This window comes from Candidatus Berkelbacteria bacterium, from assembly GCA_016187225.1.
GTDB lineage: Bacteria > Patescibacteriota > UBA1384 > JACPKC01 > JACPKC01 > JACPKC01.
In genome coordinates this window covers 70,790-97,575 of the sequence record JACPKC010000006.1, presented here as the reverse complement: position 1 = coordinate 97,575, position 26,786 = coordinate 70,790, and the positions used below count along the sequence as shown (strand labels likewise).

Genomic DNA, 26,786 nt, shown 5'->3' with positions numbered 1-26,786 from the left:
TTCGATAATAACAGTCATTATTCTTGGATTCAACAACGATTCGATGTCCAATCGTCGGCTGATTGAAGGAAGCATTCAACTAGCACCCTGAAATAGTTCAGGATTGTGTGTTGGATTTTTCAACAAACCGACGGCGCGCGATAGCGTGGCTCTCGGCGTGTTTAGGTAGTTCGTCCAGCGACAGGATAGTCTGCACTCGGCCCGCCCTGACGTCGGCCTCGGCTCTTTTGAGACTATCGAGCGAGAAACTCCTTGGTGTACTCGCCATGCTCCTCAAGAATCTCTTCGGCTAAATCAAGCATCACGGCGCTCGCCGCGTAAAATTTCCTAACACGATCAAGCGATATTTTGACCATTTTAGGTTTGGCAAATTTTTGTGATGCCAGTTTAACCATAACATTTTTACTATATCGGAAAGGAGATTGGCGTCTAGCACGCTCGCCTCGCCATGATTGGGTGGGTTGAAAAACACCGTGTGGTAAATCACGTTAAAAACCTAAGATTCGAGCCTGGTTTTAATCAAGTTAACTTGATAAATTTTTGGCTTTGGATTCAACTAGAACGCTCAAGACTATTTGAGCGAACGGTGTTGAATCTAATCCAACATGGGGAAACACTCGCCCCAGGCTAGAGAGAGCGCTTCAGTGCACTAAGATCGACGCCCATGGCGTGGATCTGTTTGAGTAAGGCAGCCCGAATGCCCCTACCAAGCGATTTGGATTGGGGAATCGTCAGTGCGCCGGAGTGACGGGGGTGAACCAGCTTGGTGTGGCTGCCCTTTCCACCTGGCACAACCAGAAATCCGAGCTTTCGCAAGGCTCGGATGAGGTCAGTCGATGCAAATGCTGGCCAGCGTTCAGTCATGTGAGGGAGAGTTTGGCCGAGAGCGTGGGTGAAAGCTGGACAGGCGCGCGGGCTGGTAATTCAAAGTGGGTGCGAACCGCATCTTTCATGTTCAACAATGTCTCGTCGATAGTTGCACCAACTGTAAAACAGCCCACCGCATCAGGGCTATCGGCCCAGTATGTGCCGTCGGTTTCCTGGTGGAGTGTGATTCGGACGGTGGTTGGCACTGAAAACTTGCGCATAGCAGTAGTCTATCGAATGGCTGCATTGGATTCAACTAGAACGCTCAAGACTATTTGAGCAAATGGTGTTGGATCTAATAATGTTTTTTGTAAGGACAGGCGGAGCTCATCTTGAGGTCGCCCCTCCCATCCTTACGATCCAACCTCCCCACTCGCGCATATCGAGCCGTCATTTCTTCAAGGAAACCTCCAACGACCCTTCGGTTTCGTTGGTCTCCTTGGGAACATTTTGGCTCGACATGAGGGAAGGAACTATTCAACTAGCACCCTGAAATAGTTCAGGATTGTGTGTTGGATGTTTCAACACCCAATATAGGGAAACACTCGCCCCAGGCTGCCTAGCACAGCCAGTTGGTCCGAATAGGATTAAACCGACGAATCCTTTCCGTCAGTTGGCGGATCGGGATGCAAAAGGAGTGAAGGCCGAAGGCGGCCCGTGTGGTAAAACACGCTAAAAACCCACGAAAAAGCCGGAGGCAGAATACCCCCGGCCAACCACCGCTCGCTGTGTTTACCACGGCAGGCCAGGTGGCTTGTAGAGTGGCCGTGCCGTGTAGGTGAGTTTGTACTCACTACACAGATCGGCCAACAGCCGGTCGAACTGCTGGTGCGAGTGTGGCGCAAGTTGCGCATCGCCAGCACTGAGCGGTGTGTCGAACTGGTGCGCGAGCTGAGTGACCGTTTCCTGGTTTTTCGCCAGGATCTGGTAGTCGTACGACCAGCCTTCGGGCTGGGCACCGTCGTAGAGGATAATCACCTCGGCGATTGTGGCATCGGTCCTTCGGTCGCGCAGCGTGAGCTGAATCCGACCGATGCGTTCCTCAGGCACCGCCGCGGTGTAGTGGATGGATGCGTGGGTATGGCCAGGCTCGGTCATCAGCGTGTCTCACTCCCTTCCTGCAGCAGAATTGGTTCAATCCGAACTCCCAAGCGCCAGAGTCGCTCAAGTGTTGCCAGGTCTTCACCCGCCGGTTTCGTCGATTCCTCCTCAAGTTTCTTGAGGTAGGTGACGATCCCAAACACGAGTGCCGCCTGCGCCTCATTTGTCTGAATGAGGTTTGGTGTCTCGGGATGGGCCAAGACATTGCCGCTCACCGCCAGCTCCTGCAGGGTTTCGTAGACGTTCGGGATGAATCCGGTCGTCTCGAGCTCCTCAATCGCTGGGCCAGTGAGTCGCAGCAGTCCGTTGTGAAAGTGCACTTCAACCTGTTCGTGCTCCCAGATCGCCTCCCGAGCAGCTTCGGGTAAGCGGTCAGGATCGCGGACGTTGACGAGTGGTTCGTAGCGGTGCGACTCGGGATTGTACACCCGTGATGTCGCCTCGACAACCGTCCGGTCGTAGATCGGAACCTCAGCTGGCGGCTCAACGCCGAGCAATTGACTTGCCACCGCACCCAGCCGCCGACGCTCTTCCGGCGTCAGCCGTTCGGCGTACGGTTCCGCGAACATCGACGAAATTTGTTCACCCTCCATATGGAGAGAATAGCAATGTTTTCGTTGCATGTCTCTTGGTGCGCCACTCCAACGAGTGACCCACCAACAAGACATTTTGGCGACCGAGCCCGTAGCACCATAGCTACGGATTCTCGGCGGGGAGCGTGACTGCCCCGGGCGCGTAGCTGCGCCTCAATCCGTCTGTGACGGAAAGCGAGATGTCACCGGCACGTGGCCGGAAAACACTCTGGGTGACGCCAGGCAAAAAACGTCGAAACTAGAAAGGAGGCATTGCTATGAACGGCATGCCTTCCCCGCAGACGACCCAGACCTACATCTTCGCGAGCCTCGACCCGAGGCCTGAGGACAAGGTGCCGGCCGCGGCCGAGGCCAACGCGAAGGTGTTCGGCGCCGGCGCCCCGGTCTACGGGATCGAGGTGACGAGCCCGCCCCTCTCCAAGCGGTGCTCGTTCAACCTCGACCCGCAGCACGGCCCAACCGGCGACCCGAGGACGTCCGCCATCGAGGCGGCGCTGACGGTCGACCTGCCCGCGCCGGGTTCCATCTTCGCCACTGTCCGGCCCGACAAGGACAGCATCGGTGCGATGGCCGTGCTCGCCCTCCGGGCGGCCGGCAAGAGCGAGCAGATCGACAACCGCCTCGTGGCGGCCATCGGCCGCATGGACGGGCTCGGGCCGCAGGCCCGCGACCTGAAGGTCGTCCAGGAGAACCAGGAGGCCATCACCGCCAGCGACTACGTCTGCTTCGACCGCAAGCTGACCATCGACCAGAAGGTGGACTGGATGTCCAACCTCCTGATCGGTGAGGTCAGCGACGCGGTCATAGGTGGCTTCGCGTTCACGGCGCGCGAAGAGTTGGAGAAGGCGAAAGCCTCCCTCCAGGTCAGCGTGCTGCCGGGCAACCGCGTCGGGATCGTGGTGGGCAATAGCCCCCGCGGCTTCGACGTCGGGTACGCTACCGGCGTCCCTGTCGTCATCGCCTTCAGCCCGTCCTTCCTGCGTCCCGGCGCCGGCCCCGACGAGAGCCCCGTCCAGAAGTGGACGGTGGCCCGCTACTCCTCGGCCGCGCCGCTCGACATGGCGGCCCTCAAGGCGCGCCTGTCAGAGCTGGAGCAGGGCTGGGGTGGCCCCGCCGACCTCGTCGCGTCGCCCCAGGGGATGACGTCGGCGATCCCCGCCGAGAAGATCATCGCGCTCGTTCTCGAGGCGCTGATCAACTCCTAGGTTGAAAAATCTGCCCGTGGCGCATCAGCGCGGGTAGTTAATACGGACTGATGTCTCCAGCGCAGGGTGCGAACGCTGGCAGTACAAGCACTAGGCCGTCTTCCTGGCCGAACGAGCGCAAAAAACGACGCTTAATGGGAGCTACGTCCCCACTCACCCGGGTGCACCTGGATGGGCGTAGAACGACTGCGGTGCCCCCTTTGCCTTTTTGGGGCAAAGGGCCGGAATGAAAATTTCCCCGTGGGTGAGGGGGTAATCTCACCTAGGTTTGCAACCTGCGCTCCGTCGCGGCTTCGGCCATGCGGCAACCCTGTGGCCTACACGCCGCGGCGGAGCGAACAGCAAATCAATCCTCCCCCGGAAGGGGGGAAGGGAGGTGGCGCGATGCGTCACCTTAAAGTCGGCACGGGGTTTCAGACCCCGTAAGCTGACCAACCGGCGGCGGCAGGGGTGTTCCAGCCTGCCGCCGGCACGTTACTCCGACTCTCTTTAGGGTCGGAGACTGGAACCGGGCGCGTCCACGTCCGACCCCACTGCAAGTCACCATCGGGTGGCACAGGTGCAGCGGAGTTTTAAGAGTGGTCGTCGGTGCGAACCCATTCGCACCGAACAGGACTGTCGGGTTCCCCGATGGCCACTCATGGATAACTTTTTTTAAGGCAAGGCGTGTGATGCCGTTTTGCCTTAGACCAAGTCTCGTCGTCGCAATAGCGCCGGCGAGACAAGCATCACCGGCCGTCCCGGCCGTGATCGCTCCGGCGTCCCCGCAGTGGGAGCGCGCCGGAGTCAGGGACTTGGGAAACACGCTGATGACCGCCGTGTTTCCGACCCGCCTTGCCGGCTTGGCAAGGTTGCAGGTCAGCTATGAGCTCATCCGCCGGCTGGCGGATGAGCTCTCTTTTTGCCTTTCTGAATCCGTCTAACTGGCGGCTTCAGAGGCGCGAATAAGGGAAATTAGAGATCGTAAAAAAGGATTAGTGGTTCCTGTATTCCCGACACTTAGTGTCGGACTGGAAGTGTCGGCAGAGGATCGGGGTCTTCACTGATAGCAGGAGTTATTCGTGCTATCAGAAGGAGAAATATGGAAAGAGAACCATTAGGAATACCCGATGAAGAGCGTTGCGCGAGTAAAGCAAATGACATCCTCCAAAAAATCTCTGACCAACAAACGGTAGATTATTTTGGATTACACATCTGGCCTCGTTACGGTCAGGTTGGACAAGGTAAACGATTAAAGGAGTTAAAGCCATTTTGGGGGCCGAAAGAATCAATGGATTTTATTGGTCTTGAAGATGACAAAGGAGTAACCGGCGGGAACTGTTTTAGCACTGTCAGACTTGCGGAGCAATATGCTCCCAATGAACCACAAGCTATCTGGGATTGGACTGAATCGACTTGGGATGGCGAGGCGGTCGGCGGCCCCGAGCCAGCAGGTTGGTGGAAACCACGCAAGAATTAACCAGGTCCTTAAAAAGAAAGGATTTAAGATGGAACACGAGCCAACAGAAATAAGTTTGCATGAATTGGAAGCCCAAACGGCCGCCAACTCGTGTCAACCGAAAGATGAGGGAACGGACGAAGTGGTAGTAGAGGATGCCGGGCTAAATCAAGAGGGGCGGGCTCCAGCGCTAGGCCAAGCTGATTCGCCAACTCAAGGCGTTAAGTTTGTGGGTTACGACGTTCGTCAAGCTTTGCGGGGCGAATACCGCCGGTTGGAGGAGTAAGCAAACTAACGTTTGCGAAGTCAAGAGGGAGCCTGTGGGTTGGGCTCTTCTTGGGAGCGTGAACGTAAAATCAAGGAGGGCCGAAGTAATTCGGCCTTTTTTGGCGTTTAAAAATAGAACATGGCGCTTCTTAGGAGGTGAGCCTTAGTGCTGCAGGTGATCGAGCAAGTCGTCGATCAACGGCGGCAACGGCGGAAGGGCCCGGTAGATGGCATCGGCTAATTCCTCGTGGTAGCTATATTCCGATATTCCGACACTTAGTGTCGGACTGGAAGAGTCGGTTTAATAGTGGTGTATAGGAGATCGGTAGAAGTTGAGCAACTCAAGTTGTGGCGGCGAGGTTTGATGGATAATCAAGCTTCACCGCCGCATCGCGGCTGGCGAGTCTGAAAGATCGTTCGCGTGTCACTGACGTGAAATAGATCTTTCAAAACTCGCCTCGCTGGCCAAGAATGGCTTGGTTCCGCCGTTATCCATAAATACGGCCATCATTAAAGGAAGGAGGAATCATCGAATGGACGACCGTCTGGCCGACCTTTCAGAGCAGGAATTAGAAAGCCTGCTCTGGGAAGTCAAGGCGGCACTCGATGCTCGCTATAAGGCGCGGGCGGCAGAGTGGCGCCGTTGGCTGACGGCTCTCGAGTGGGGGCAGCAACCCCCCTGGGAGTTCTGGACTTTTAGTCCGGCTCCCAAGGGGATGGAGTTAGCCCCGCGGGGCCTGGACTTCTATCCTTGGTGGGATGAAGCCCAGGGCCATTTCGGCTCTTCTTACGATGGGCCCATCGTAGAAGGCCGATTCGAGGGCCGTCCCGTCTTGTCGTACCGATCCTGTACGGAAAACAGGACCGGGTACGTAAGGACGTCGAAGGTCTGGTAGTTTTTTTTGGGCGTTGTTCCTCCGACGTGACTCGGAGAAGCCCGGTCCGCTTGAAAAAGCGTGACGAAGTTCCCTGCACGGAACGAGGAGATTCTTGCAAGTTTGATGGTTTTGCAAGGATCAGATGCAGGGCGCAGGAGGGATACCGAAACGGCGGTTAACCCTCGCGAAAGGCGATACCGTCCCGCCTACGGCGGGAACCGGTTCTTCAGAACCGAACCCGAGCCGAGACCACCATCGCGGCGAGGTAAAATCTGAATATGCGGACACGTCGAGCTTGATAACTCCGTGCCCGCAAAGTTTTTACTTTCCCCTCTTGCCTTCGCCAGCCGGCGGATTATGGGCAGGAGGGGCTCTTTTTGCAGTGTCGAAACTAATTTCGATCTTGCAATTAAGATGAAAGGAGGAGGAGATTTGGAGATTCGAACGGTTTCCAAATCAACGCTGGTAGACGCGTTGCGGCCGCACTATCAGCGATTTGCGATCGCCATTCTGTTTGGCGGCGATCGTTTGAGTTGTTGCGACGAGGTTTTCGTCGCCCTTGAGGGAGAGGAATTGCTCGGCGCGGTGACGCTGGCGCCCAAGGGCGAGCAGATGTCCGGCCAGCCGACGATTGTCGCCCTCTGGGTTCATCCGGAGTGGCGCCGGCAGGGCATTGCCCGAGCGCTATTGGTGCGCGCGATCGAGCGGATGGCGGAGCGGGATTTGACCCCAGTTCGCATCGACGCGCTCTCGAGCAAGATGTCGGTTCTGGTGAACCAATTGCCAGAGCCGCTTCGGCAGCAGGTTCGGCTCATTGAAACCGACCTGCCGGTCGATTCCTTACTCGATCTTTAAGAGGGGTCTGGCGATTAATCCGCCGGGCCCCTTTTGGTGTTGGCAAAAGTATTCTCCCGAGGAACCTGTTTCGGCAGATCTAATTGGATCACTTCTGTGCCGGAGCAGGTTGCTCGGCGGAATGCAATCAACCAAAACAACGCATTAAAACTTGAATCTAGGCGCCGGATTAGTAGTGGTTTGATCCTTGCTCGTGATCAGGGAATCGCTCCATGAATTTATCATAGAATCCTTGTTTGAGAGTTTCTAAAGTCCTCCAGCCTAAAGGACGACTGTAGAATGTCTTTAATGTGCGTGGATGGTAAGGTTCGCCGTTGGCCCACCAGCCCCAAACATAATAATAGGCTTCAGGGTCGTGAAGACCAGGCGGCGTTAGGCGGTGGCCAAAACCACCGTAGGGTTTGAGTTCACTTTGGATGCGTTCAACCATTGCCTGGAATTCAGCGTTAGGCGGCTGACGAGTGTCACGCCCCATAATACGATCAATGATCTTATGGACACTCTTCATTTTCTTTAGAGATAGATTATTGGATTGTTTAGTTTGGGGTTGTATTTCGCTTTCGGAAGACATCGGATTTGGTAGATATAAGTCTGGAAAATTTTTGCGTTCTTTGCGTTCTAATCGATCGCCGCGCGATAAAGGTTTTATATTGGCTAATTCACCTTGCACTGGAAATTGAAAAACGATAATTGCCCTTGGCCAGTCGAGGTTTCTAGGAAGACGAGCATGTTGACGCAACCAAGGTTTAACCTCATCTTCAACCAAAACATCCAAACGCAATTCGTCCCAACGCTCTGCCCATGCCCGTGTCTCGCGCAAGTCGAGCGGAGGCGCCGGACCAATTATAGCCGAATCGAGATTAGTCTGTTTAGCAACTAATTGGCGAAAGTCCGTCATTGCCCTGCGCAAGCCGTCCCAGCGATGGTAGGCCTGAAGGTTGTACTCTTGTTCGCGTGCGCGTTGGTATTCTTCCCTCTGATTATAGTATTCATCTCGCTCTTCTTTGGTAGGAATTTCCCAACTCTCCCTGTATTTTTCAAGCAGGGGCCATTTTTTGGCTACCTCCGCTGACTGATCTTCCAGTGGGGATGGTTCATTTTTATCAATCATACATTTAATATCGCAGGGAATTTTTATCTTCGCAATAAGCATTGCGAAGAGCTACTCGCACCCATAACAGTATTATTCTGGGTGTGGATAGTTCTTCGTAAGAACCGTCAGGTTTTGGTTGGGTAACTGACGTTAAAGGCGGTTAAGTGGCGCAATATTCCACGACGACCCAACATTAACGGCCTGCCCTGGCCGCACCTCAAATCGTCCAGGAAAAATGTGGCGCAGAGGGAGACGTGAAAGGCGTCGCTGTTCGGGGTGGGCATTCGCCAGCCGGTGAATCCCCCGTGCGGTTGAAAAACCCGCAAAGCGGGGGAAGGAGGAAAACGAGATGCTCATTATTGGGCTGGTTCTCGTTTTCCTGGCGAGCTTCGTGCTCGCCACCGGGTTTGGCATCACCCGGGAAAATGGTGTCATGACCTGCCCGGGCCGTCGAGAGTTCGTCTCTCGCACCCGGGCGAAGAAGTTTTTTCGGTCGCGGGGCATTCGCCTCGCGGCCGGGGAGCTGGCCGCTCTGATGGGCGACCAGCTCTGGGTGCCGCAGCCACTTTGTGGCAGAAAAACTTTCCATGCCGTCCCCAGCGAGGGGCGGTCGTGGCGGACGGCGCGCCGGCGGGCCAACCGGCGGCAGGAACGGGCGAAAGCCCAACCTGTCCGCGGTCAGGTGACCCGGGCGGCGGTGCTGGCCAAGGTGGCCCGCGACCGCGCCGCCCGGGAGGCTCGCCGCGCCCGCAAGCAGGAGCGGCAGAATTGCCGCGCCCTGCCCAAAGGCGAGTGGGCGCGCCAACAAAAGGCAGAAGCGGCTCGCCGTGAGGCGTTGGCCGCTTCTGCCCCCGTGTGCCAGGGGCTCTGGCGCAAAACCGTGGTCGCCTCCCGGCGACCGGAGCTTCTGCTCCTGGTCGCCCGGGACTCGAGCGTGAGTCGGTGGCATGACGCCGCCGACTCCCTTGAGTCGGCCCTCGCCGAACGGCTGGCTGCAAGGTCGCCGTTCGAGCAGGGTCGCGCCCGAGCGCAAGTCGCTTGGGCGGCGGCCGATCTCCGAGAGGAGCTGTTGGCCGCCTAGCCGAAAGGCTAGACGGCTTTCCCGAAAGGGAAATTTACCATGACCAAGAATGGCATGGTGAATAACAGCTCCCCGACCAGCAACGGGCGTGATGCGCTCCCGATCGAGGCCTTCAAAGCCGCGATCATTGGATGCGCCGCGCCCTACATGATTGTCGAGGCCGAAACCGGCTCCGGCAAGTCGACAATGGTGCCCCAGTGGTACCATGAGCTGGGTAACAGCGTACTTGTAACCGAGCCGTTGATCGAAACGGTCATCGGCACGAGCGAGTATGTCGCCCAGCTCATGGGCGTGCCGTTTGGCACGACCGTCGGCTACCGGACCGGCAAGGGCAGGCAGGATTCGGCGGAGACGTCAATTCTGTTCTGCACCGACGGTCTCGCGCTGGTGAGGGAGTTGGCCGGTCACAACCGGTTCGACATCCTCATCATCGACGAGCTCCACGAGTGGAATACGAACCAATCCACTCTGGAGGCCTGGGCGTGGAAGCACCTCCAGGAAGGGAACTCGGTCTTTAAAAAGATCGTGGTCCTCTCGGCTACTTTGGCCTCGGACGAGCTCGCGCGCAAGCGCGGGAACGCGCCGGTGTTCAAGGTGCCGGGGAGGCAGTTCCCAATCGTCGACCGACCGGCTGGTGCCACGATCGAGGCTGACATTGCCAAGTTGGTCGCTGAGGGCTTTGACGTCCTCTGCTTCCAGCCGGGCGAGGCCGAGATCGTGGCGACTGTTGCGCGGCTCCAAAGCCTCGATGCCGAGCTGATCCCGTTTTACGGGAAGCTCAAGCGCGAGGAAAAAGACCGCGCCTACAAGCGGTACGACCGGCCCAAGGTGGTGGTTTCAACCAACGCCTTGGAAACCGGCCGTACGCTAGTGCCGAGTCCCGGGCGCCGGCTCGCCGTTGTCGACTCCGGCATGGAACGACGCGTCGAGCTGGTCAGTGGCGTAGAAGGCTTGTACCTCAAGCCGATCGCCAAAGCTCGCGGCCAACAGCGCCGAGGCCGAACCGGCCGCTTGGGCGAAGGGGTCTACATCGACCACTGCCCCAGCGCCGAGCGGCCCGGCTACCCGGTGCCCGAGATCATGCGCACCCGGCTTGACCAGACGGTGCTCCGTTTGGCCATTGCCGGGTACGACGCAGCCGAGCTGCCGTTCTTCCATCAGCTTGACCGCCAGGTCATTGCTGATGCGAAGAAGGCGCTCAAAGGTCTCGGCGCCATCGACCAGGCCGGGAAAGTGACCGAAGTCGGCTATGCGATTAATCGCTTGCCGATCGAGGTGCACTCTGCCCGGATGATCCTAGAAGCGGCGCAACGGGGAGTCGTGGATGACGTGATTGTCATCGCGGCTTGCCTTGACGCCGGCGACATCGTTGCCAGAAGTGGCGAGTGGCGATCGTTTTTCGGTGTCAAGGAAACTGAGAGCGATCTACTTGCCCAACTGGCGGTTCTGGTCGCCTTGATTGGCCAGAACACGATTGAGCACCTGCTCGGCACCGCGCCGCGGCAAGAGGTTTTTAACAAGAACCTCAAGCGCAAACAGCGCGAGAGCCGGAGAGAGCAGGTCAAACGGGCCCTGCGGGAGGCGGATCGGAGCCTCAAGCAGGTTGACTGGCGGGAAGCTGGGATTGTGGGCATGAACATCAAGCGTGCCTACGCCCAGATTCCCACGCTTGCTGACGCCGTGCGGGGGGTCGGGGATGTTGAGTTTGGGAGCTTCGGCTCTCAGCAAGACACTCTCAAGGCCTGCTCGACTGGGTTGGTTGACCATTTGTATAGGAAGAGCTCTTCCTATAGTGGTCGATACCAGAACGGCGGCAACGGCGAACGAGAGCTGGCAAAGGAGAGCTGCTTGATGAAGCGCTCGAGTTTGCCCGAGTGGCTGGTCGGCCAACCGTTCGACCTTGGCATTACAGATCGGCGAGGGCGTTCAATGACGCTCCGCCTGATCAAAAATGCCTCGGCGGTTGACCCGACTTGGCTGGCCGAGGTGGCGCCTCACCTCGCCTCCAATCTCTGCCGGAACTATCGGTGGAGTGAGGAGCGAGGCGAGGTCGTCTGTGACGAGGTGCTGGTGTTCAACGGCACCGAAGTCGCAACGACGGTGGTGGCCGCCCAGAGAAACGCCGAGGCGACCAAAGCCTTGGCCGACCAGTTTGCCCGAGTTTGGCTGGGGGAAGTTGGCCAGGCAGTCAATGCCGAGCTGACCGAACTTCAAGCCAAGTCCGGGGGCGCCGTTCGGGGGCCGCTCACTCAAAGTGAGGCGGCCAAGATCTATGCCGAGCGACTCGGCGAGATCTACCGGATGGACGATCCGGCGATCGAGGGCATCGACTTTGGCCTGGCGCGGGCGACGTTTGTTTCCGGTGAGGAAGCAACGTACATCCGCGAGCAGGCGCCCGACACCGTGCTGATCGGCGGCGAGGTCTGCAACGTCGAGTATAAGTACGACAGCGCGTCGTACTACTCGAGCGAGAAGAAGCAGACCGTCACCATCCAGGTGTCGGTGGCGACCATCCAGAACGCCGACCAGGCAGTGGTGGAGCATCTCATTCCGAGCGGCGCGAGCTACACGCTCAAGCTGCAGGACAAGGGCTACACCGCCATCTCTGGCACCGACGTCTCGACCCTGCGCGAGCAGATCGAGGCGCAACGGCTGGAGTTGGCCTGGCAGGCGTTCACGACCAACCACCCCGACACGACACTCGTGGTCAAGGGTTTGGAGCCGCTCCCCGCGGTCGCCGAACCCGAGATCTATGACGCCGTGACCGGGGCGTTCGCCTACCCGGCGTTCCGCGCCTACTACGCGAGCTGGTACCAGAAATGGTACCGCACTTGCGAGGAGGCGCAGACGAGCCAGGCCGAGGCCATCAAAGCCAAGGCCAAGCTCGATGCCGAGGAAGACGAACGCAGAAATCGCGACCGCTACGTGGCCGAAGCGCAAGCTGAAGCCGACGCGGTCGCCCAACTGCTTGCCGGGGTGAACCTCGACGAGTACCAGGCTTACGGTCTGACCTCGCGTGAAGCGGGGAAAGACAGCTGGTACGAGTCGGAGGGACTCTCGGCAAAGATCGAGCAGGCGCGCGCCTTGCTCCGGACGAGCGACGGCTATTACAGCCGCACCCCGGAGCCGAAGAAGGCGCTCGACCTGCTCGCGACTGTCCGGGCGCGGGTCGAGTTGGCGCTGGCTCACCACCAGACCAACGAGACCAAGCGCCCCGAGGCGGAGACCGCCCTCGCCCTCATTCGGGAGGAGCAGGAAACGATCGCGACCTATGAGCGCGATGGTTTGCTCTCCTATAAGGAGGAGAGGGAGGTTGAGCGCCTTGCGACTGAGGCGACCGAAGCCTTTAAGCGCCACGACTTCGTGTCGACGTGCGCGCTCTTTGAGGAGCTCTCCGTGAAAACGGCCGAGCTCCAAAAGAAGGCCGAGGACGCCAAGCGGCAGAAAGAGGAGCTGAAGCGATCGGCGAACGATCGCCTGCGCACGCTCCTTGGTACCTGCCCGGTTTGCTCCCACCCGATGGTTGAAGAGCATACCGAGTGGGGCGACCAGACGGGTCAAACCCGTTTGGTTTGCCGCCAGACCAACCTCCACCCGATCAACCGGGTGGTCTGGGCCCAGTCAAACAGTGGGCTGACCCAGTACGACGAAGCTGTCCTGGCCGAGGTGCGGCCGGAAGGGACCCATAAACGGTGGGATGCGGTGGCCACGGTGAAAATTTTCATCGATGGCACTGTTGCCGCCGAGTGGTTCCCGACGGACTGCGCCTGCCCACTCGTTCGGAATGACTTCACGGGAGTCATTCTTACGGACGAGGCGTGGGCGGCCAGGAATCGGGAGCGGTACGAGGCTGATTACCAGCGCGCTGAGGAGATGGTCTCCCAGCGTGCATGGTTCAAGCTCTCGTTCCGCCAGGGGCGACACCCCAAAACCGGAGAACTCCAGTGGGAGGCCGGATCGAAGCACGCCAAGTTCGTGCTCGACCGCCGCTCACCGGAGCCGGTTGCGGGCAAGTCGTACTACGTGAGCGAGGTAAGGGAGTTGGTCAACACTGGCTCCTTCCGTCTCACGCTAGTGCGGCTCGAGCCGCCCTTCCCGGAAGACAAACCGCAAGTCCCCGAGCCGGAGGTTCGCGCCAGCGAATCGGCTGGATCGGGGCAGAGCAAGAAACGGGCTAAGGCGCGCGAAGCCGCGCCGGCAGAACCTTCTGCCGAAGACGCGGCCACCGCCCAGGCCCAGATCGAGGCGCTCAAAGCGCGGTTCAACCGCCGCTAGCGCCTCATGACTTCAGTCCGGCCAGGTAGCTTACTTGCGCCGGACTGCTTGACCCTGACCCATTGCTGAATGCGGTCGGGGGCTCACCTCGGGCTCTCATTCTTCGACTTCGTTTAGAACGGGTCGAAACCGATGAGGAATCGAGGATGAGTGTGAACTGACTCGTTTATGTTGGGCGCTGGGCTGACTATTTATAGTCCTTCCATCGCCCCGCGCAAGCGGGAGCTCATGAGAGGAGGTGCCTGCCATGCAGAGCACCGAAAACACCATCCTGACCCCGGTAATCCTGCGGGTGATGCGTCACCCGTTGAGTGAGGACCGTCGAGCGGCCCTCGCGGTCGTCTTCGGTGACGACCTCGAGGTGGTCACCGAGGACGTGCCTTATGGCGCCGATCCGGTGGCCGCCGTCCAGGCGGTCATCGACATGATCGAGGCCACCGAGGAGAGGGAGGTGGTGGCGGTCGAGGCCGGCGGGCCCGAGCCGGTCATGATCGCCCTCGTCGAGGGGCTGGCCGAGCAGGGCATTCATGTCCTGCGCCAGGTCTTCAAGCGGGGCGAGGACGGGCGGGTGATCGTGACCGGCCAGGATGAGCGAGGGCGTGACATCCTCGCCTTCGGCGGCTACGAAGTCGTCGGGGTCGAGGTGCGCAAAGCCCTCGTCCAGCGCCCGCTCGAGGCGCCTGTCTAAACGTTGTCCCCCCGTCTCGCAAAACATTTCGAGCGGGGGGCTCTTTCTTCGCTTTTCGATTCATCGAAAGACGAAGTGAAGAGCGAGAAAGCCTATGGCACAATCAAATCGAGTTCCTTAATCTTTCGAAATACCTTGTCGCGACTGGCGAGTGGCGTGCCCATGATGATTGCAGTGGCGGCCACGGCGGCATCAGGAACATGCAGTTTAGAGTAGGCGCGCCGCAAGCTTGCGACATGATCGGCAATTTTGTCATCTAGTGGCACAGAATGGAAGGAATTCAAAAATCGTGCGATCCGAGCAAGTTGCCTAGCGGTTGACTTTGATTCTGATAAAAGTTCAGCTCGCGTGATCGAGGATATGAAAATAACCTGGTCGCGCTGCAGTTGCTGGAACCATTTCACCAAAGACGCTTCGTTTTTGAGAAGCGTGATGATGATATTGGTGTCGAGCGTCATGAGCGCTTAGCGTGCGTCGAATTTTTTGCCCGCCCGCCCAAGCGATACTGGCGTTTTTCGCGTTTATTCCACTCGTTCCGTAATTGCCGTTGATAACGGATTGGATCAAGATCGTCTCGGTCAGCCCAGATGCCTTCCACTGCTTTCCAGACAGTGGCGCGATCGGCCGGATCGGTTTTGGCAGGTCGCATCTTGTCAACCAGGCGCTGGTAATCTGTTTCCGAAATCGCCACCAAACGTTGATAACCCTGGTACGCATCAGGAACGCGGATTTTTGGTTTACTGATTACTTTGGGCATCAGTTCCTTTCGTCAATTATCTTACCAATCTTTCACTCTTGATTCCAACTATGATCTTCAAATCAACCGGAGAGCCGGGCTCTTTCTTCGCTTTTCGATTCATCGAAAGACGAAGTGAAGAGCGAGGACTCTGTGCTCGGGTCCTAAAATAGCAGCAGGGTGGTTCCCTGAATACCAATTAAGGAAGGGAGGTCGCTCAAAATGGCGACCGAACGCGACAACCGGGAGGGCCGGTACGCCGAGGCGGAGGCCAAGAACGCCATGGTTCCGGCCGTGGTGCGCCGCGCCAAGGACGCCGCCATTCGTGAAGCGGCGTACTTTCTCCAGCTTGAGCCGCTCGACGGCCTCGACCTGGAGAAAGAAGCCGCCCAGCTCGAGGCGGTTAACGCCGCTCTCGACGGCACCACCGAGCAGTTGCTCGCTTGGTACGCCGAGTACCTCGAGGAGAGGTGGCGTAGAGAGCGACTAGCTGCCGACCGGGTTCGGGCAGCGATGTAGATTTTTCTCCCTCGCCTGTGCAAGCAGGTAGAGGGAGATCGACTCGGGTTCATGATTTATTAACTTATAAAATCGTGAATCGGAGATCGTCAACGAAGTCTCGAAAGGCTTGATCAGTCAACTTGTTTCGTCAGCCAGCGGGCGATCGCGGTGCGGAAATGGGTTAGGTCGTTAAGATGATGGGCGAGCACGTCATTAGAGCCATAGTGACTGGAGTTTGATTCATGGTTGAACTTTTGCAGCAGATTTGTTCTTAAGGAGCGCATTCATTTCCTCGTTGGATTTGATCGGTAAATCAAAATTGAGTCCAACGAAGGAGGTGAAAAGATGAACCAAAGCGTCCTGCTGATCGAGGACTGCGAGGAGTGGCGAGAGATGTTCCTCTCTCGGCTCCTTGCTGTCCTGCCGGTTGGCGTGGACGTCGTGGCTCCTACGACGGCGGCCGAGACGCGGCAGGCGCTGGCTGAACGCCAGTACGCCGTGCTCTTCCTGGACGAGAGTCTTGGAGGCGAAGGATGGGAAAATCTTTCGTCAATCTGGGACCTCCAGGAGGAGGTTGGCCGTCAGCTCGAGGGGGGAGCACGGGCGTTCTGTGCGTCGTCGGACAAGATGGCGTACAGACAGATGGTTCAGTACCTGAATGCTGAACCATCTAAAGCCTGGTCGAAACGGTGTCTATTAAAGGACACATTTGACCAGGAGCGTCGGCAGGTGCTTCTGCCCCTTCTCGCATAGGGGTGCCACGACAGGCTCCCACCCGTCAACCGTTGGCCCTAAGCGCGTTGTAGCGTTGAGGTCGGCGGGGAGAGTTGCCTAAACCATAATGGCAACGTCGGGTGGCGTAAAAGATCCCCTTAAAACTGTCGGAGCGGTTTTAAGGGGTGACCATAGTTATCCGTGAGAAGCGGCCTCTTTAATGAAGGCACGCGCGCGGTTGAGCAACGTTCACTGGCGTTGCTTCTAAAACATAAATCAGTCCGGTCTCCTTGCCCGGTCAGCGCAGGGAACGATCCAATTAGTAATAATTGGAACGAGTGGACACTCTCGTAAAAAAAAATGTGTCTGCCGGCAGCAACGCCCAGAGAATAAAGACAACCTTGCACCCGAGTAAGCAAGTAACCAAAACTCGGCTCTAGCGCGCGCTTCGACCAGTTAGTCTTCGCGCGCTTGGAGGGGCGAACCGCCCTGTCTCTCACCGCTGGCAGTTGGTGAGTGGACGAACAAGGGGAAACCCAATTCTTCCGAGCCACCAGGCTCCGTGGGGACGCTCCTCGTTCAAAGAACGGGATGCTAGTCCTCCACGGACTGGCAGAGCGTGGTCGAAACCCACGATCACGGAAGAATTGGGAATCTGCCCGCCCTGGCCCGCACCCGCGGCCAACCAGGCATCCTACCCGCGAGGGTGGGAGGAGGGAGAAAGAATGCTTTTCTCCAATCTTGCTCGGGCGATCGAAAGTGATCCCGAGCTGAAAAGAGAAATTGTGCAGTGGATCAAAAACAACGAACTGCACAATTTCTCCAGTGGAGGCACACTGTTTGAGTACAGACAGTGTCTCTGCTGTGGAAATGAGTCTAGATCAGACTCGGGAGAGGACGTCGAGCATGAAGCCGACTGTCTCTTTGCGAGACTGGTCTAGCATAAACACTGCCCTCCCGCGCCTTGGTTGGTGGCGCGAGAGTAAGAATCCGCCGACGGCGGAGAATCCAACCCTACCCGCAACTTTTGCGGGTAGGCCGGCAAGACGGTTGAGCGAACACCCCGAAGGATTGCTCCCGTCTTAACGCTTCCGATCAATCGATCGGAACCCGGCCAAAGCTTGGGGCGGTCGCAGGCACGCTTGCCTCCCGCCCCGCTTCTTCTCTTCCCCTAAAATCGGAGGAAGGGATCTTTTTACTTGACGCAACGAATAGTTGTGACCAGCGATGGAAGCATCTCTCCACTCACATCGAGTTTTGGCGCCTGGGGATTGATCCGGATCGGTCTTACGGGTTGCAGACGCACTTCAACGATAGATGGCGTGGGTGCCAATTGAGTGGAAGAGTGCGGTGGTATTACTCGTGAACTCAAATAGAATCCGGTACTCGCGATTTACGGAAAACGACCAGTGTTCGTTGAGTTGGCCGCTCAACTTATGAGTTTTTAGCCTGGAATCGTGTGCATTATCGCGAAACCAACTTGTTTTCTTGGTGGCCAAACGCTGGATACGAACTGGCAGGCGACGAAAAGCCTTTTCAAAATCTGGCGTCACATCGATAGTTGCGATCGGTCGACGCACTGGATTTACTCCATGAGTTCCGAAAGCGATTGGACAGTCCGAATTCTACCGGCGCGGTAGTCGGCTTTACCTCTGCGGATAATTTCCAGTACCTCCGTCAGCTCTTGATCTCGTTTGGATTGGGCATGTTTGGCTGGTCGTGCTTGAGCGCGTTGCGCCTCAAGATAAGCCTCATACTTCTTTTTAGGGATGGCGACGAGCTCGCGAGTCCGTTCATATTCTTTGGGAATGAAGACATTAGGCATAATAACTCAAGTATAGGAAATTAACAGGGATTCTGCAAACTCGGGTTGTGGCGGCGAGGTTTGATGCTAATCAAGCTTCACCGCCGCATCGCGGCTGGCCAAAAGTTTTTTTTGAGTTACCTCGGACTTTCATCGAAACCGATGAGGAATCGAGGATGAGCGGAAATAACTCGTTTATGTTGGGCGACGGGCTGACTATTTATAGTCCTTCCATCGCCCCGCGCAAGCGGGAGTTTAAGAATGGAGGTGTGCCTGCCATGCAGAGCACCCAGAACAGCACCCTGACCCTGGTAGAGTCCGGCGAGGTCGCCGGGCTCTACTCCGTCCAGGTGGACGGAAAGCACCAAGGATGGATCGCCTCGCCGGCCATCCTGGGAGTGCGGGTCAACCAGGTCCCGTACTACAAATTGTCTGGGGCCCTGGGGGAGGTGCCAGATACGGCACACGGACCCTACTTCCCCTTTGTGGGGGAGGAGGAGTCCCTCCCGCACGAACTGCGGGCGACGGCGAGCCGGGCGCTTCGGCGCCTGGAGTTCGAGGTCGGACTCGAGGGGTTCCTGCGAGAGTATCTCTCGCGGCATCCCTGGTGCTATTCCTCGCTTGGACCCATCCTGGCGGGGGACAAGTATCTCCGCCACCAGATGTGGCGGGGTTACCAGGGGGGACTGATATCCTCCGGTTCGGCCCCGGAGGACGAGGCCCTCATGACCGGCCGCGTCAAGCGGCGGGCCGACACGGCGGCGTGGCAGAATCAGGGGTGGGACGATACCACCCCCTACCCCGAGAGGGACTCACTCCCCAGCGAGTGGGAGTGGCTAGATGAGCGGCGCATGCCGCAAATCTAGCCCTCATCTCCCTCGTCCGAGCGAGGTTCACTTTTTTTGCCAGCCGCTCGGAAGGCTGGCCAACAGTTTTTTAAGCCACCGCGCCTCTGAACTTTGATGGACATCTCGCTGATAGCGACTGCCCCATCAAAAGAATGGAGGAGAAAAAAATGAAATACCGCGGTGGCTTTGTCGAGAACAACTACTGCGAGCCAGTTGACGATGTTGTTCAGTACGAGCGGTTGGGCGCAAAACTTTATCGCTACGACGGGCACGTTTGTTTTCTGACTCGCACGCACGATACGGTGGATGAAGCATTGGAGGATGCGCGAACGGTTGCCGCGGCAACTAGTTTCAGCGTATTCCAGTATTTCGTCTTTCCGGTCGACGAGTAGTTGTTTTTCCCGACCCCACGTTCGCTTCGGTGGATTGTGGGGTCGGGCTTCTCTCACGGTTATCGATCAGCGCGCGACTTAAGGGTTGTTGCGTAATCAATTATCGCGAGAGGAGGTGATCACATGGCCATCCATATCGTTGAGCTGGAGTCAGGACAGCCGACCACGGACCGGAATTATCTGGTGCTGTGGACCGAGTTTGCCGACCCGCGAAACCCGGGCGAGTTCCAAATTTTGTCCGAGCCGGTCGATTTCGAGGATGCGCAGTATATCGCCGCGCAATACTCGGGGCAGACCGTCGGGATCAACTAGGAAAGGAGGGGGATTCGATGAAACGAATCCTTTGGATCAGCCGGCACGGGATGAATCCCGTCCAGCTCGGCGCTTTGCGCCGGTTGTTTGGGGCGGATGTGAGGGTTGAGCGCGATTCGCGCCCGTTCGACAATGCCGAGACGATCGTGCGACGAGTCCGCGAGGGTGGATATGACGATGTGATTACCGTCGTCCCGCTCTCTGTTCTCGCCCGAATGGTCGATCTGGGACTTCGACCACTCTGGTCGGAAGCCGAGATCGTGGCGCACCCGGAGGAATCGGATTGGGAGGTGAACGGCCGGTACTACCGGTTTGTTCGTTTCCGACGGGTCAGACGTCTAGTTCTCGAGTTCGATGAACTCGGGGCAGACGCGCGTCGCCAGCCCGACGACTGATCCCATCCTGCTTCGTCGGTTTCGACCGGTGAGGCAGGGCTCTTTCTTCGCTTTTCGTCAATCCGACGAGGATCGAAGTGAAGAGCGAGGACTCTGTGCTCGGGTCCTAAAATAGCAGCAGGGTGATGCCCTGCTAACTAATGCCCAATGGGGATGAGTTAGCTTTGTCATCCGTGTGGTAAAACACGTTAAAAACCCACGATCCGCCCATCGAAAAATGGGCAAGAAGGGAGGGCGTCAACATGACGACCCTCACCAGCGCCACCCAGCAAAACATTTTCGCGGGGGAAACCTCGTGGGAAAATTTGGTTTCGTTGGCCTTCGGGCTAACCAACCAAATGCCACGGGGGGAGGACTGCGAACCCGAGGCGGCACCCCGCGAGGGGCTCGTCTATATGGCGGAAAATTCTTTGGGCGGGCGGGAGGTAATGCCTCCGACCGCTCCCGTCGCCCATCGAGTGCCTGGGGAGCACTCTGGTTGGAGGGGGTATCTGGAGGAGGACGTCACGTCCTTCGCCTGGACCTCCTCGACCTCCGGCGCGAGGCTCGTTGCCTTGCAAGGCGTGGCCGGTTGGACCCTTCAGTACGAGGGGGTGACTGACCCGCTTAGCCAGCGGGAATCGGTCTACCTCGAATTTTTTTTCGAGGCGATCAGCGGACCCGTCGAGGTTCGCCAACTCGACCGACCTGAAGTTCTCGGGAACTTCAGAAACCGACCTGAAGTTCTCGAGGCTCTGGCCCAGGCGGCCGAGTGCGCCTGCGGCTCGGGTGCCCACTACACCCTATGCCCCATGGGCAGTAAGGAGTGTGGTTGGGCGCCCAGTCGCCCGCTTCTGATGAAGAGTCAGAAGCGGGCGAAATACTGGCCATGGTGATTTTTTCCGACCCCGAGCGAACTCGCAGAGCGAGTCGAACGGGGTCGGGCTTCTCTCACGGTTATTAATGCGACTCCTTCACCTCGGGAGAGTCTGATGCCACTCCCGAGGAAATCCCGTCGCGTAATTAATCATCGCGAGAGGAGGTGAAAAATGGAAAAGAAAAAGAGGGTCGAGTATGACGAGCAATTGTCATTTCGCACTCTCATCTTTGCCCTGGCTATCGCAATTATATTGCTGGTGGTCGGGGTGTCTGCATTGGTGTATCTATTATTGTAGATAGACCAATGCAAGTCAATGAGGAGCTCCCAAGCTCCTCCCCTCTCATCCACTCCGGATTGGGGCAGTGTTTCTTTGATTAGAAGTACCGCCCTCTCCTGAATCCGGAGTGGGTTAGAGGGAACCTGCTCGCTGGGCTTGATCTTTTCGAAGATCAAAATCGAACCCAGCGAAGGAGGTGACGCGATTGACGCTGGAACAGATCATAAGCAGTTTTTTACTGCTTATGATTCTAATCTTTGCGCCTCCAATTCTTCGTTGGGTCGGCCGTGAATGGCCGCCCGATGAAGAGTGGGGAGGCGCCGAGGACCCCGGCAACGGGGTCTTCGACCTCGTTCAACCGCGTCGGTGAAAAAAGGCCCGTGAGCATCGTTTGAATGCCCGGGCCTTTTTATTTTCACCACCTAACTCTTTACCTTGCGCCAACAATGCGATATTTTGAAATATTCCATGAAAGGATAGCTATGCAGATCAGTGTCACTGGTGATTCAAAATGCCGCCTCAAAACGAAAACCGCCACGATCGAACTCGATGGCCAACTCAAAATCAACGATTTGGTACTCGATGGCCCGGGTGAATATGAAAAAGCCGGTGTTTTTGCAGAGGTTACACCCGATCTCGCCCATTTGCATATCGAAACCTTGGTAATCGCGGTTGCGGGGCAGAAAAAACGCCAGGTCACTGAAACTGAACTCGCTCGTCTTGAAGACGTCGACCTGCTCTTTGTCCACGCCGATAATGAATCAGCTGACGAATTGCAGACCATTGCTAAATTGATTGGCGAAATTGAGCCGCGCATTGTTATTCTCGTTGGCGTGCAAAAAGGCGAAACTTTCGCGCGCATCGGAGGGCAGACGCCCGAAACTGTTGAAAACATTAAGATGACGAAAAGCGATTTGCCGGAGGGTGAACGCAAAATTTATCTTCTTAAACATACATAAACTCATTGTGAGCCACACCCTCATAATCGCTCCGTCGCTCCGTCCCACGCGCTGGCAAAATATAACTGCATAATCCATCCTATGATCTCTCTAGTTTCCAACACTCTTCGTGCGGCTGAACGCTTGTTGTTGATCACCCACGAGCAAGCCGATGGCGATGCCGCAGGCAGTCTTCTAGCGCTTGGTCATACTCTGCGACGTCTGGGTAAAAACGTGACCCTTACTTGTGTGGATGAGATCCCGCATCCTTTTCGTTTTTTGCCCGGTGTGAATCTCATTCAACGCGATTGCTTACTTGGAAGTTACGATCGAATCGTGATTATCGATTGCGGCGATCTTAAACGCACCGGCCTCGCGCATCGGATTCGCGAGTTTACCCGTTTTCGTCAAAGAATCATCAACATCGATCATCACCAACGCAACGACTTGCATAAATTAGCCTCGCTCAATTACGTCGACAGCAACGCTTCATCCGCCGCCGAATTGATTTTTCCGCTAATTAAAGCGCTTGATATTAATTTGGATGCCGACATCGCCACTTGTCTGCTCACCGGGCTTTACAACGATACCGGCGGGTTCAAGCATTCTAATACCTCGCCAATTGTGTTAAGTCAGGCCGCAGAACTCATGGCGCGCGGCGCGCGTTTGGATCTAATCAACGCGAACGTTGCGAGCTTTAAGTCCGTGCCGGCTTTGCGGCTTTGGGGGGTGGCGCTCTCACGAATTAAGTATCATCCAAGTCTTAAAATTGTCACTTCAATTATCACTGAAGAAGATCTAGCGACTTGCAATGCTTATCACGAAGACCTGGCCGGTTGCGTGAATCTGATTAACTGCGTGCCTGAAGCGCGGGCAACGATTCTTTTGTGCGAACTGCCCAATGGCCGAATTAAAGCCTCGGTGCGGACCGAAGATGATGCCGTTAACGTTGCCGCTCTCGCAAATTTGTTTGGTGGTGGTGGAATTCGCAAGGCGGCTGGCTTTTCGTTCTCGGGCAAGTTTTTACGTTCTTCTTTGGGCTGGCAAATCGTGCATGTTGCGCCGTCATTGTTGACTCTTCCTTTGCGTCTTGGCCAACCTACTCCTGTGGCGGCCTAGGAAATTTTTTGTTAAACTTTGGCCAACTTGGCCGGGGTGGCGGAACGGTATACGCACAGGACTTAAAATCCTGCGCCGCAAGGCTTGTGGGTTCGAATCCCACCCTCGGCACCAGATTGATCAAGGTTGGATTCTCGGATATAGATATAATCGTTTGTTACCTTAAGAGAAAGGAATAATCTGGGTGAGTGAGAAACTATTGAAGTTGTTACGTCGTGTTCAGTTGATTGTGTGGGACTGGAACGGCACCGTTGTGGCCGATTCCAGGGCCCACCTAGCGGCGACGAATAGTTTTATTCGTCTTCTCGGTGGTCGCGAGGTTAGTTTGACGGAGCTGCAAGCCGAGTTCGGTCTGCCGGTCCGAGAGTTTTATCTCGGCCGCGGTTGCGACCCGGGTCGTTTGATCACCGAGGTCGGGCATTGGTACGAGGCTTATGAGAGACTTTCGTCCAATATTGCTTTGCGTCGAGGCGTGCGGATCATTCTGTGCGTCCAACGCCGTCGGCGACGTCAAAACTGGATTCTTTCCAACAACACTGTGGGGAGCATCGAGCGACAGCTCGACCGCCTACAAGTGAGTCACTTTTTTAGAGAACTGAGTGCTAATTGTGGTCAGCTTGATGTTGTCGTAGCGGCCACCAAGCTGGATCGTCTTCGGGAATTGCTCGCCCAATATTCACGCTATCAGCCACACCAGGTCGTGATTATCGGCGACTCGCTTGAAGAGATTGAAATTGCGCAAGCGCTTGGGGCGACTTCGATAGCCGTTGGTGGCGGGGTGTGCTCGATAGAGAGACTCAAGGCGGCGGAGCCGGATATTCTACTCGGCTCGCTTGAGCCGATCGCCAGAGTATTGGCGACAATGTAGCCAGGGTCAAAGCACCATTCAAAGCCGGGTTTTGGGCAATCCAGAACCCGACTTTTATTGACAAAAGATTTAATGTTTAGGACTTTCTCACTTTTCCCTTGAGATGTCATCGCTGGGCTTTAATCATTCCTCTGTCTCAAAGAAGAGTTTTTTTATAGTATGAATTCATGATTCAAGTCGCAGTTTCAGCCAGAACGCCTAAGCGTGATTTATTCCGTTGGGCGGTAATTTTAGGTCTCCTCGGTTTAGTTGCGCTCACTCTTTGGCTATTCACACAAATCTTTGCCGAGTTGCGCTATCCATTGGCTTATGAGTCGATTATCCTTCAGGAAGCCGAGGATCATGATCTTGATCCTTACTTGGTCGCTGCGGTGATTTACTCGGAGAGTCGTTTTCGTCCTGATGCAATCTCGCCGGTTGGAGCGCGTGGCCTCATGCAACTCATGCCACTGACAGCGCAGGGTATCGCTCGTCGTTTGGGGACTGTGAATTTCACAGTCGATCAACTCTATAATCCAGAAGTGAATATTAAATTTGGCGCCTATCATTTACAGGGTTTGATGGGTCGGTATAATGCGATCGAACCAGCGATCGTTGCTTATAATGGTGGTGGCGGAGCTGGGGATCGATACGCTCGCGGCGATCGCACAGCAATCCCCCTGGAGAGTTTGGGTTATGTCAAGAAAGTGCTCGATGCCAAAGCCAAATACGAAGAACTTTATCCAGCGAGATTGAGCGGCGCGCGGGCGCTGAATGAATTTTTAGTTCAGGAATCGATAGCCGAGCCGCTTGCTAATCGACTCTTGCGCGCCGTTCAGGGTGCAATCGCGAATAAATTGAGTAAATGAGCCCTATGACTCATCAGGAATTGCGAAGAAAATTTATTGATTTCTATCGCGCTCATGGGCATAGCGAAATTCCCCAGGCCTCGCTAGTGCCGCTTCAAGACGCTTCTGTGCTTTTCACAACTGCCGGAATGCATCCGCTTATCCCTTATTTATTGGGCGAAAAACATCCGGATGGCACTCGACTTGTTAATATCCAACGCAGTTTGCGGACAACGGATATTGAGCAGGTTGGCGACGCAACGCACGCCACATTTTTTGAGATGCTTGGACATTGGTCGCTCGGTGATTACGGCAAACGGGAAGCTATCGAGTGGAGTTTTGAATTTGTCACCAGCGCGCTTGGTTTCCCAGTCGAGCGTTTGGCCGCAACGATTTTTGCGGGTGATTCAGCTAAAAGGATTGGACTCGATCAAGATGCGCAAAGGATCTGGCAGAAGTTAGGCGTCACTCGCATCGTGTCCTTGAAAGAAGACAATTGGTGGGGGCCGGTTCATGTCACTGGTCCATGTGGTCCAACCACTGAAATTTTTGTGCACATTTATTCGGAGCAGTGCGGCGTTGAATGTCAGCCCGGCTCGGCAACCGATGATCACTGGGTGGAAATTTGGAACAACGTTTTTATGGAATACAACAAAGTCGCTGAAAATCGTTTTGAACCGCTCAAGCAGAAAAATATTGATACCGGTGTCGGTTTAGAGCGAGTTTTAATGACAGTGAATGGGTTGGAAAGTATCTACGAGACCGATCTCTATCAACCAACGATAGCGGCAATTTCAACTCTTCAAGGCGCATCAGATAATCGAACCGTTCGCGTTCTTGCCGATCATATGCGGGCGGCGGTTTTCTTGGTGGCGGATGGTGTTTTGCCGAGTAACAAAGATCGAGGTTACGTGTTGCGACGCCTGATTCGTCGAGCTGTGCAAGCGGCGCGTCAGTTGGAATTTACAGATTGGCCACTCTTAATTGAAGCAGTCATCTCAACTTACGCCGACTCTTACCCGCATCTCACGCGCGTGTCGATTCAAGATGTGATTTTAGCTGAACAGCAACACTTTAGTGTTCAGCTTGAACGGGCGACGCGCTTTTTGGAAAAAGAAGCACCCAAGCAGACTCCACTCGGATCGGAAGGAGCGGCTAAATTGGCATTTTTAGCTTATCAAAGTCATGCTCTGCCGCCCGAACTTGGTTATGAAATTTTGGTTGCGAACGGATTGACACCGAATCGAGTAGCTTTCAATCAAGCCTTTGATAACTTACTAACTGCGCATCGACAAGTTTCGAGCGCCGGCTTTGAGAAAAAGTTTGGCGGCCACGGTTTGATTTTGGATACCGGCGAACTGCGCGCCGGCAATAAAGAAGAATTAAATCGAGTCTTGCGTCTGCATACCGCAACTCACCTTACACAAGCGGCGCTTAGGCATGTCCTTGGCGCTCACGTTCAGCAAAAAGGTTCGGATATCAACCCGGAACGTCTGCGTTTCGATTTCACGCATGCGGAAAAATTAAGCCCCGAACAAATTCGGAATATAGAATCTTGGGTAAATGGCGTGATCGCTCAAGACCTTCCAGTGCAAGTCGTTGAACTGCCTTTGGATGAGGCAAAAAAAAGCGGCGCGCTTCACTTTTTTACCCATCGGTATCCAGATCAAGTAAAAGTCTATTTCATCGGTCGAACTCTTGGGGAAGCGATTTCAAAAGAATTCTGCGGCGGCCCGCACGTTGCGCAGACTGGTCAGATTGGTCAATTCAAGATTCTGAAAGAACAGTCGGCTTCGGCTGGCGTCCGTCGAATTAAGGCGAGTGTTGAGTGAGAAATGCTATACTTAGGTTAACG

The 26,786-nt window shown here is 56.1% G+C and carries 30 protein-coding genes and 1 tRNA gene; 21 read left to right on the top strand and 10 right to left on the bottom strand.

Translation table 11 applies throughout. The features are described from left to right. Positions 1-233: 233 nt before the first annotated feature. The 5 genes from HYW32_01765 to HYW32_01745 all read right to left on the bottom strand — a co-directional run bounded on the left by HYW32_01765 (position 234) and on the right by HYW32_01745 (position 2,561). Entirely contained in the window at positions 234-395 is a 162-nt protein-coding gene (locus HYW32_01765) for a hypothetical protein (GenBank protein MBI2589734.1), read from the bottom strand. A gap of 232 nt (positions 396-627) precedes the next feature. Continuing rightward, complete coding sequence (locus HYW32_01760; protein ID MBI2589733.1) at positions 628-864, bottom strand: type II toxin-antitoxin system HicA family toxin; 237 nt, start codon at positions 862-864, stop codon at positions 628-630. Further along, positions 861-1,088 (bottom strand): type II toxin-antitoxin system HicB family antitoxin, encoded by a 228-nt coding sequence (locus HYW32_01755; protein ID MBI2589732.1) that lies wholly within the window; start codon positions 1,086-1,088, stop codon positions 861-863. The genes HYW32_01760 and HYW32_01755 overlap by 4 nt, the downstream gene beginning before the upstream one ends. Before the next feature lie 511 nt (positions 1,089-1,599). Beyond that, positions 1,600-1,965 carry a hypothetical protein gene (locus tag HYW32_01750; GenBank protein ID MBI2589731.1) on the bottom strand — a complete coding sequence of 122 codons (366 nt, stop codon included), beginning with the start codon at positions 1,963-1,965 and terminating at the stop codon, positions 1,600-1,602. After that, positions 1,965-2,561 (bottom strand): hypothetical protein, encoded by a 597-nt coding sequence (locus HYW32_01745; GenBank protein MBI2589730.1) that lies wholly within the window; start codon positions 2,559-2,561, stop codon positions 1,965-1,967. The genes HYW32_01750 and HYW32_01745 overlap by 1 nt, the downstream gene beginning before the upstream one ends. Before the next feature lie 257 nt (positions 2,562-2,818). Between HYW32_01745 and HYW32_01740 the strand changes: the two genes are divergently transcribed. The 4 genes from HYW32_01740 to HYW32_01725 all read left to right on the top strand — a co-directional run bounded on the left by HYW32_01740 (position 2,819) and on the right by HYW32_01725 (position 7,204). Continuing rightward, a complete protein-coding gene (locus tag HYW32_01740; protein MBI2589729.1) occupies positions 2,819-3,766 on the top strand; it encodes a hypothetical protein in 948 nt (315 codons plus the stop codon). A 1,081-nt stretch (positions 3,767-4,847) separates the two neighbouring features. Next, positions 4,848-5,225: a hypothetical protein gene (locus HYW32_01735; GenBank protein ID MBI2589728.1), complete on the top strand. Its 378-nt coding sequence runs from the start codon at positions 4,848-4,850 to the stop codon at positions 5,223-5,225. Between the two features lie 28 nt (positions 5,226-5,253). Further along, positions 5,254-5,490, top strand: coding sequence for a hypothetical protein (locus HYW32_01730; GenBank protein ID MBI2589727.1), 237 nt, complete (start codon positions 5,254-5,256; stop codon positions 5,488-5,490). A gap of 1,273 nt (positions 5,491-6,763) precedes the next feature. Continuing rightward, entirely contained in the window at positions 6,764-7,204 is a 441-nt protein-coding gene (locus HYW32_01725; GenBank protein MBI2589726.1) for a GNAT family N-acetyltransferase, read from the top strand. Positions 7,205-7,373: 169 nt separating this feature from the next. Here HYW32_01725 and HYW32_01720 read toward each other — a convergent pair whose 3' ends face one another. Next, complete coding sequence (locus HYW32_01720) at positions 7,374-8,315, bottom strand: hypothetical protein (protein MBI2589725.1); 942 nt, start codon at positions 8,313-8,315, stop codon at positions 7,374-7,376. A gap of 331 nt (positions 8,316-8,646) precedes the next feature. Between HYW32_01720 and HYW32_01715 the strand changes: the two genes are divergently transcribed. From HYW32_01715 to HYW32_01705, 3 genes are all read left to right on the top strand, one after another. Next, a complete protein-coding gene (locus tag HYW32_01715; protein ID MBI2589724.1) occupies positions 8,647-9,378 on the top strand; it encodes a hypothetical protein in 732 nt (243 codons plus the stop codon). Positions 9,379-9,417: 39 nt separating this feature from the next. Further along, positions 9,418-13,653, top strand: coding sequence for a hypothetical protein (locus HYW32_01710; protein MBI2589723.1), 4,236 nt, complete (start codon positions 9,418-9,420; stop codon positions 13,651-13,653). Positions 13,654-13,900: 247 nt separating this feature from the next. Continuing rightward, entirely contained in the window at positions 13,901-14,341 is a 441-nt protein-coding gene (locus HYW32_01705; GenBank protein MBI2589722.1) for a hypothetical protein, read from the top strand. A gap of 92 nt (positions 14,342-14,433) precedes the next feature. Here HYW32_01705 and HYW32_01700 read toward each other — a convergent pair whose 3' ends face one another. Both HYW32_01700 and HYW32_01695 read right to left on the bottom strand, forming a co-directional pair. Beyond that, complete coding sequence (locus HYW32_01700) at positions 14,434-14,799, bottom strand: PIN domain-containing protein (GenBank protein MBI2589721.1); 366 nt, start codon at positions 14,797-14,799, stop codon at positions 14,434-14,436. Further along, the gene (locus tag HYW32_01695) at positions 14,796-15,098 is read right to left on the bottom strand and encodes a hypothetical protein (GenBank protein MBI2589720.1); all 303 of its coding nucleotides are present in this window, start codon (positions 15,096-15,098) and stop codon (positions 14,796-14,798) included. Before HYW32_01695 ends, HYW32_01700 begins: the two co-directional genes overlap by 4 nt. Before the next feature lie 201 nt (positions 15,099-15,299). On the opposite strand from HYW32_01695, the gene HYW32_01690 reads away from it, so the two are divergent. Both HYW32_01690 and HYW32_01685 read left to right on the top strand, forming a co-directional pair. Continuing rightward, the gene (locus HYW32_01690) at positions 15,300-15,596 is read left to right on the top strand and encodes a hypothetical protein (GenBank protein ID MBI2589719.1); all 297 of its coding nucleotides are present in this window, start codon (positions 15,300-15,302) and stop codon (positions 15,594-15,596) included. 327 nt (positions 15,597-15,923) lie between these two features. After that, positions 15,924-16,331 (top strand): response regulator, encoded by a 408-nt coding sequence (locus HYW32_01685; protein ID MBI2589718.1) that lies wholly within the window; start codon positions 15,924-15,926, stop codon positions 16,329-16,331. A gap of 1,268 nt (positions 16,332-17,599) precedes the next feature. Here HYW32_01685 and HYW32_01680 read toward each other — a convergent pair. Next, a complete protein-coding gene (locus HYW32_01680) occupies positions 17,600-17,860 on the bottom strand; it encodes a type II toxin-antitoxin system RelE/ParE family toxin (protein MBI2589717.1) in 261 nt (86 codons plus the stop codon). Positions 17,861-17,877: 17 nt separating this feature from the next. After that, positions 17,878-18,117: a hypothetical protein gene (locus HYW32_01675; protein MBI2589716.1), complete on the bottom strand. Its 240-nt coding sequence runs from the start codon at positions 18,115-18,117 to the stop codon at positions 17,878-17,880. 176 nt (positions 18,118-18,293) lie between these two features. Here HYW32_01675 and HYW32_01670 point away from each other — a divergent pair, with 176 nt between their 5' ends. From HYW32_01670 to HYW32_01615, 12 genes are all read left to right on the top strand, one after another. Next, positions 18,294-18,962: a hypothetical protein gene (locus HYW32_01670; GenBank protein MBI2589715.1), complete on the top strand. Its 669-nt coding sequence runs from the start codon at positions 18,294-18,296 to the stop codon at positions 18,960-18,962. 149 nt (positions 18,963-19,111) lie between these two features. Continuing rightward, the gene (locus HYW32_01665; protein ID MBI2589714.1) at positions 19,112-19,336 is read left to right on the top strand and encodes a hypothetical protein; all 225 of its coding nucleotides are present in this window, start codon (positions 19,112-19,114) and stop codon (positions 19,334-19,336) included. A 123-nt stretch (positions 19,337-19,459) separates the two neighbouring features. Then, positions 19,460-19,648 carry a hypothetical protein gene (locus HYW32_01660; GenBank protein ID MBI2589713.1) on the top strand — a complete coding sequence of 63 codons (189 nt, stop codon included), beginning with the start codon at positions 19,460-19,462 and terminating at the stop codon, positions 19,646-19,648. A 17-nt stretch (positions 19,649-19,665) separates the two neighbouring features. Next, positions 19,666-20,043, top strand: a complete 378-nt coding sequence (locus HYW32_01655; protein ID MBI2589712.1) for a hypothetical protein — start codon at positions 19,666-19,668, stop codon at positions 20,041-20,043. 554 nt (positions 20,044-20,597) lie between these two features. Continuing rightward, positions 20,598-20,918, top strand: coding sequence for a hypothetical protein (locus HYW32_01650; protein MBI2589711.1), 321 nt, complete (start codon positions 20,598-20,600; stop codon positions 20,916-20,918). 466 nt (positions 20,919-21,384) lie between these two features. Further along, complete coding sequence (locus HYW32_01645) at positions 21,385-21,549, top strand: hypothetical protein (protein ID MBI2589710.1); 165 nt, start codon at positions 21,385-21,387, stop codon at positions 21,547-21,549. Positions 21,550-21,574: 25 nt separating this feature from the next. After that, a complete protein-coding gene (locus tag HYW32_01640; GenBank protein ID MBI2589709.1) occupies positions 21,575-22,138 on the top strand; it encodes a hypothetical protein in 564 nt (187 codons plus the stop codon). Between the two features lie 81 nt (positions 22,139-22,219). Then, a complete protein-coding gene (locus tag HYW32_01635; protein ID MBI2589708.1) occupies positions 22,220-23,236 on the top strand; it encodes a bifunctional oligoribonuclease/PAP phosphatase NrnA in 1,017 nt (338 codons plus the stop codon). Positions 23,237-23,266: 30 nt separating this feature from the next. After that, positions 23,267-23,350 (top strand) — tRNA-Leu (locus HYW32_01630). 91 nt (positions 23,351-23,441) lie between these two features. Further along, on the top strand, positions 23,442-24,104 hold the full coding sequence (locus HYW32_01625; GenBank protein ID MBI2589707.1) for an HAD family hydrolase: 663 nt from the start codon (positions 23,442-23,444) through the stop codon (positions 24,102-24,104). A 167-nt stretch (positions 24,105-24,271) separates the two neighbouring features. Beyond that, positions 24,272-24,952: a transglycosylase SLT domain-containing protein gene (locus tag HYW32_01620; GenBank protein ID MBI2589706.1), complete on the top strand. Its 681-nt coding sequence runs from the start codon at positions 24,272-24,274 to the stop codon at positions 24,950-24,952. Positions 24,953-24,957: 5 nt separating this feature from the next. Further along, the gene (locus HYW32_01615; GenBank protein MBI2589705.1) at positions 24,958-26,763 is read left to right on the top strand and encodes an alanine--tRNA ligase; all 1,806 of its coding nucleotides are present in this window, start codon (positions 24,958-24,960) and stop codon (positions 26,761-26,763) included. The last annotated feature ends 23 nt before the right edge of the window (positions 26,764-26,786 follow it).

What these genes read in the sequence shown, in the direction of transcription:
- HYW32_01765 (MBI2589734.1), bottom strand. Translation starts at nt 395, where the DNA reads ATGGTTAAACTGGCATCACAAAAATTTGCCAAACCTAAAATGGTCAAA.
- HYW32_01760 (MBI2589733.1), bottom strand. Translation starts at nt 864, where the DNA reads ATGACTGAACGCTGGCCAGCATTTGCATCGACTGACCTCATCCGAGCC.
- HYW32_01755 (MBI2589732.1), bottom strand. Translation starts at nt 1,088, where the DNA reads ATGCGCAAGTTTTCAGTGCCAACCACCGTCCGAATCACACTCCACCAG.
- HYW32_01750 (MBI2589731.1), bottom strand. Translation starts at nt 1,965, where the DNA reads ATGACCGAGCCTGGCCATACCCACGCATCCATCCACTACACCGCGGCG.
- HYW32_01745 (MBI2589730.1), bottom strand. Translation starts at nt 2,561, where the DNA reads ATGGAGGGTGAACAAATTTCGTCGATGTTCGCGGAACCGTACGCCGAA.
- HYW32_01740 (MBI2589729.1), top strand. Translation starts at nt 2,819, where the DNA reads ATGAACGGCATGCCTTCCCCGCAGACGACCCAGACCTACATCTTCGCG.
- HYW32_01735 (MBI2589728.1), top strand. Translation starts at nt 4,848, where the DNA reads ATGGAAAGAGAACCATTAGGAATACCCGATGAAGAGCGTTGCGCGAGT.
- HYW32_01730 (MBI2589727.1), top strand. Translation starts at nt 5,254, where the DNA reads ATGGAACACGAGCCAACAGAAATAAGTTTGCATGAATTGGAAGCCCAA.
- HYW32_01725 (MBI2589726.1), top strand. Translation starts at nt 6,764, where the DNA reads ATGAAAGGAGGAGGAGATTTGGAGATTCGAACGGTTTCCAAATCAACG.
- HYW32_01720 (MBI2589725.1), bottom strand. Translation starts at nt 8,315, where the DNA reads ATGATTGATAAAAATGAACCATCCCCACTGGAAGATCAGTCAGCGGAG.
- HYW32_01715 (MBI2589724.1), top strand. Translation starts at nt 8,647, where the DNA reads ATGCTCATTATTGGGCTGGTTCTCGTTTTCCTGGCGAGCTTCGTGCTC.
- HYW32_01710 (MBI2589723.1), top strand. Translation starts at nt 9,418, where the DNA reads ATGACCAAGAATGGCATGGTGAATAACAGCTCCCCGACCAGCAACGGG.
- HYW32_01705 (MBI2589722.1), top strand. Translation starts at nt 13,901, where the DNA reads ATGCAGAGCACCGAAAACACCATCCTGACCCCGGTAATCCTGCGGGTG.
- HYW32_01700 (MBI2589721.1), bottom strand. Translation starts at nt 14,799, where the DNA reads ATGACGCTCGACACCAATATCATCATCACGCTTCTCAAAAACGAAGCG.
- HYW32_01695 (MBI2589720.1), bottom strand. Translation starts at nt 15,098, where the DNA reads ATGCCCAAAGTAATCAGTAAACCAAAAATCCGCGTTCCTGATGCGTAC.
- HYW32_01690 (MBI2589719.1), top strand. Translation starts at nt 15,300, where the DNA reads ATGGCGACCGAACGCGACAACCGGGAGGGCCGGTACGCCGAGGCGGAG.
- HYW32_01685 (MBI2589718.1), top strand. Translation starts at nt 15,924, where the DNA reads ATGAACCAAAGCGTCCTGCTGATCGAGGACTGCGAGGAGTGGCGAGAG.
- HYW32_01675 (MBI2589716.1), bottom strand. Translation starts at nt 18,117, where the DNA reads ATGCCTAATGTCTTCATTCCCAAAGAATATGAACGGACTCGCGAGCTC.
- HYW32_01670 (MBI2589715.1), top strand. Translation starts at nt 18,294, where the DNA reads ATGTTGGGCGACGGGCTGACTATTTATAGTCCTTCCATCGCCCCGCGC.
- HYW32_01665 (MBI2589714.1), top strand. Translation starts at nt 19,112, where the DNA reads ATGAAATACCGCGGTGGCTTTGTCGAGAACAACTACTGCGAGCCAGTT.
- HYW32_01660 (MBI2589713.1), top strand. Translation starts at nt 19,460, where the DNA reads ATGGCCATCCATATCGTTGAGCTGGAGTCAGGACAGCCGACCACGGAC.
- HYW32_01655 (MBI2589712.1), top strand. Translation starts at nt 19,666, where the DNA reads ATGAAACGAATCCTTTGGATCAGCCGGCACGGGATGAATCCCGTCCAG.
- HYW32_01640 (MBI2589709.1), top strand. Translation starts at nt 21,575, where the DNA reads ATGCCCGGGCCTTTTTATTTTCACCACCTAACTCTTTACCTTGCGCCA.
- HYW32_01635 (MBI2589708.1), top strand. Translation starts at nt 22,220, where the DNA reads ATGATCTCTCTAGTTTCCAACACTCTTCGTGCGGCTGAACGCTTGTTG.
- HYW32_01620 (MBI2589706.1), top strand. Translation starts at nt 24,272, where the DNA reads ATGATTCAAGTCGCAGTTTCAGCCAGAACGCCTAAGCGTGATTTATTC.
- HYW32_01615 (MBI2589705.1), top strand. Translation starts at nt 24,958, where the DNA reads ATGACTCATCAGGAATTGCGAAGAAAATTTATTGATTTCTATCGCGCT.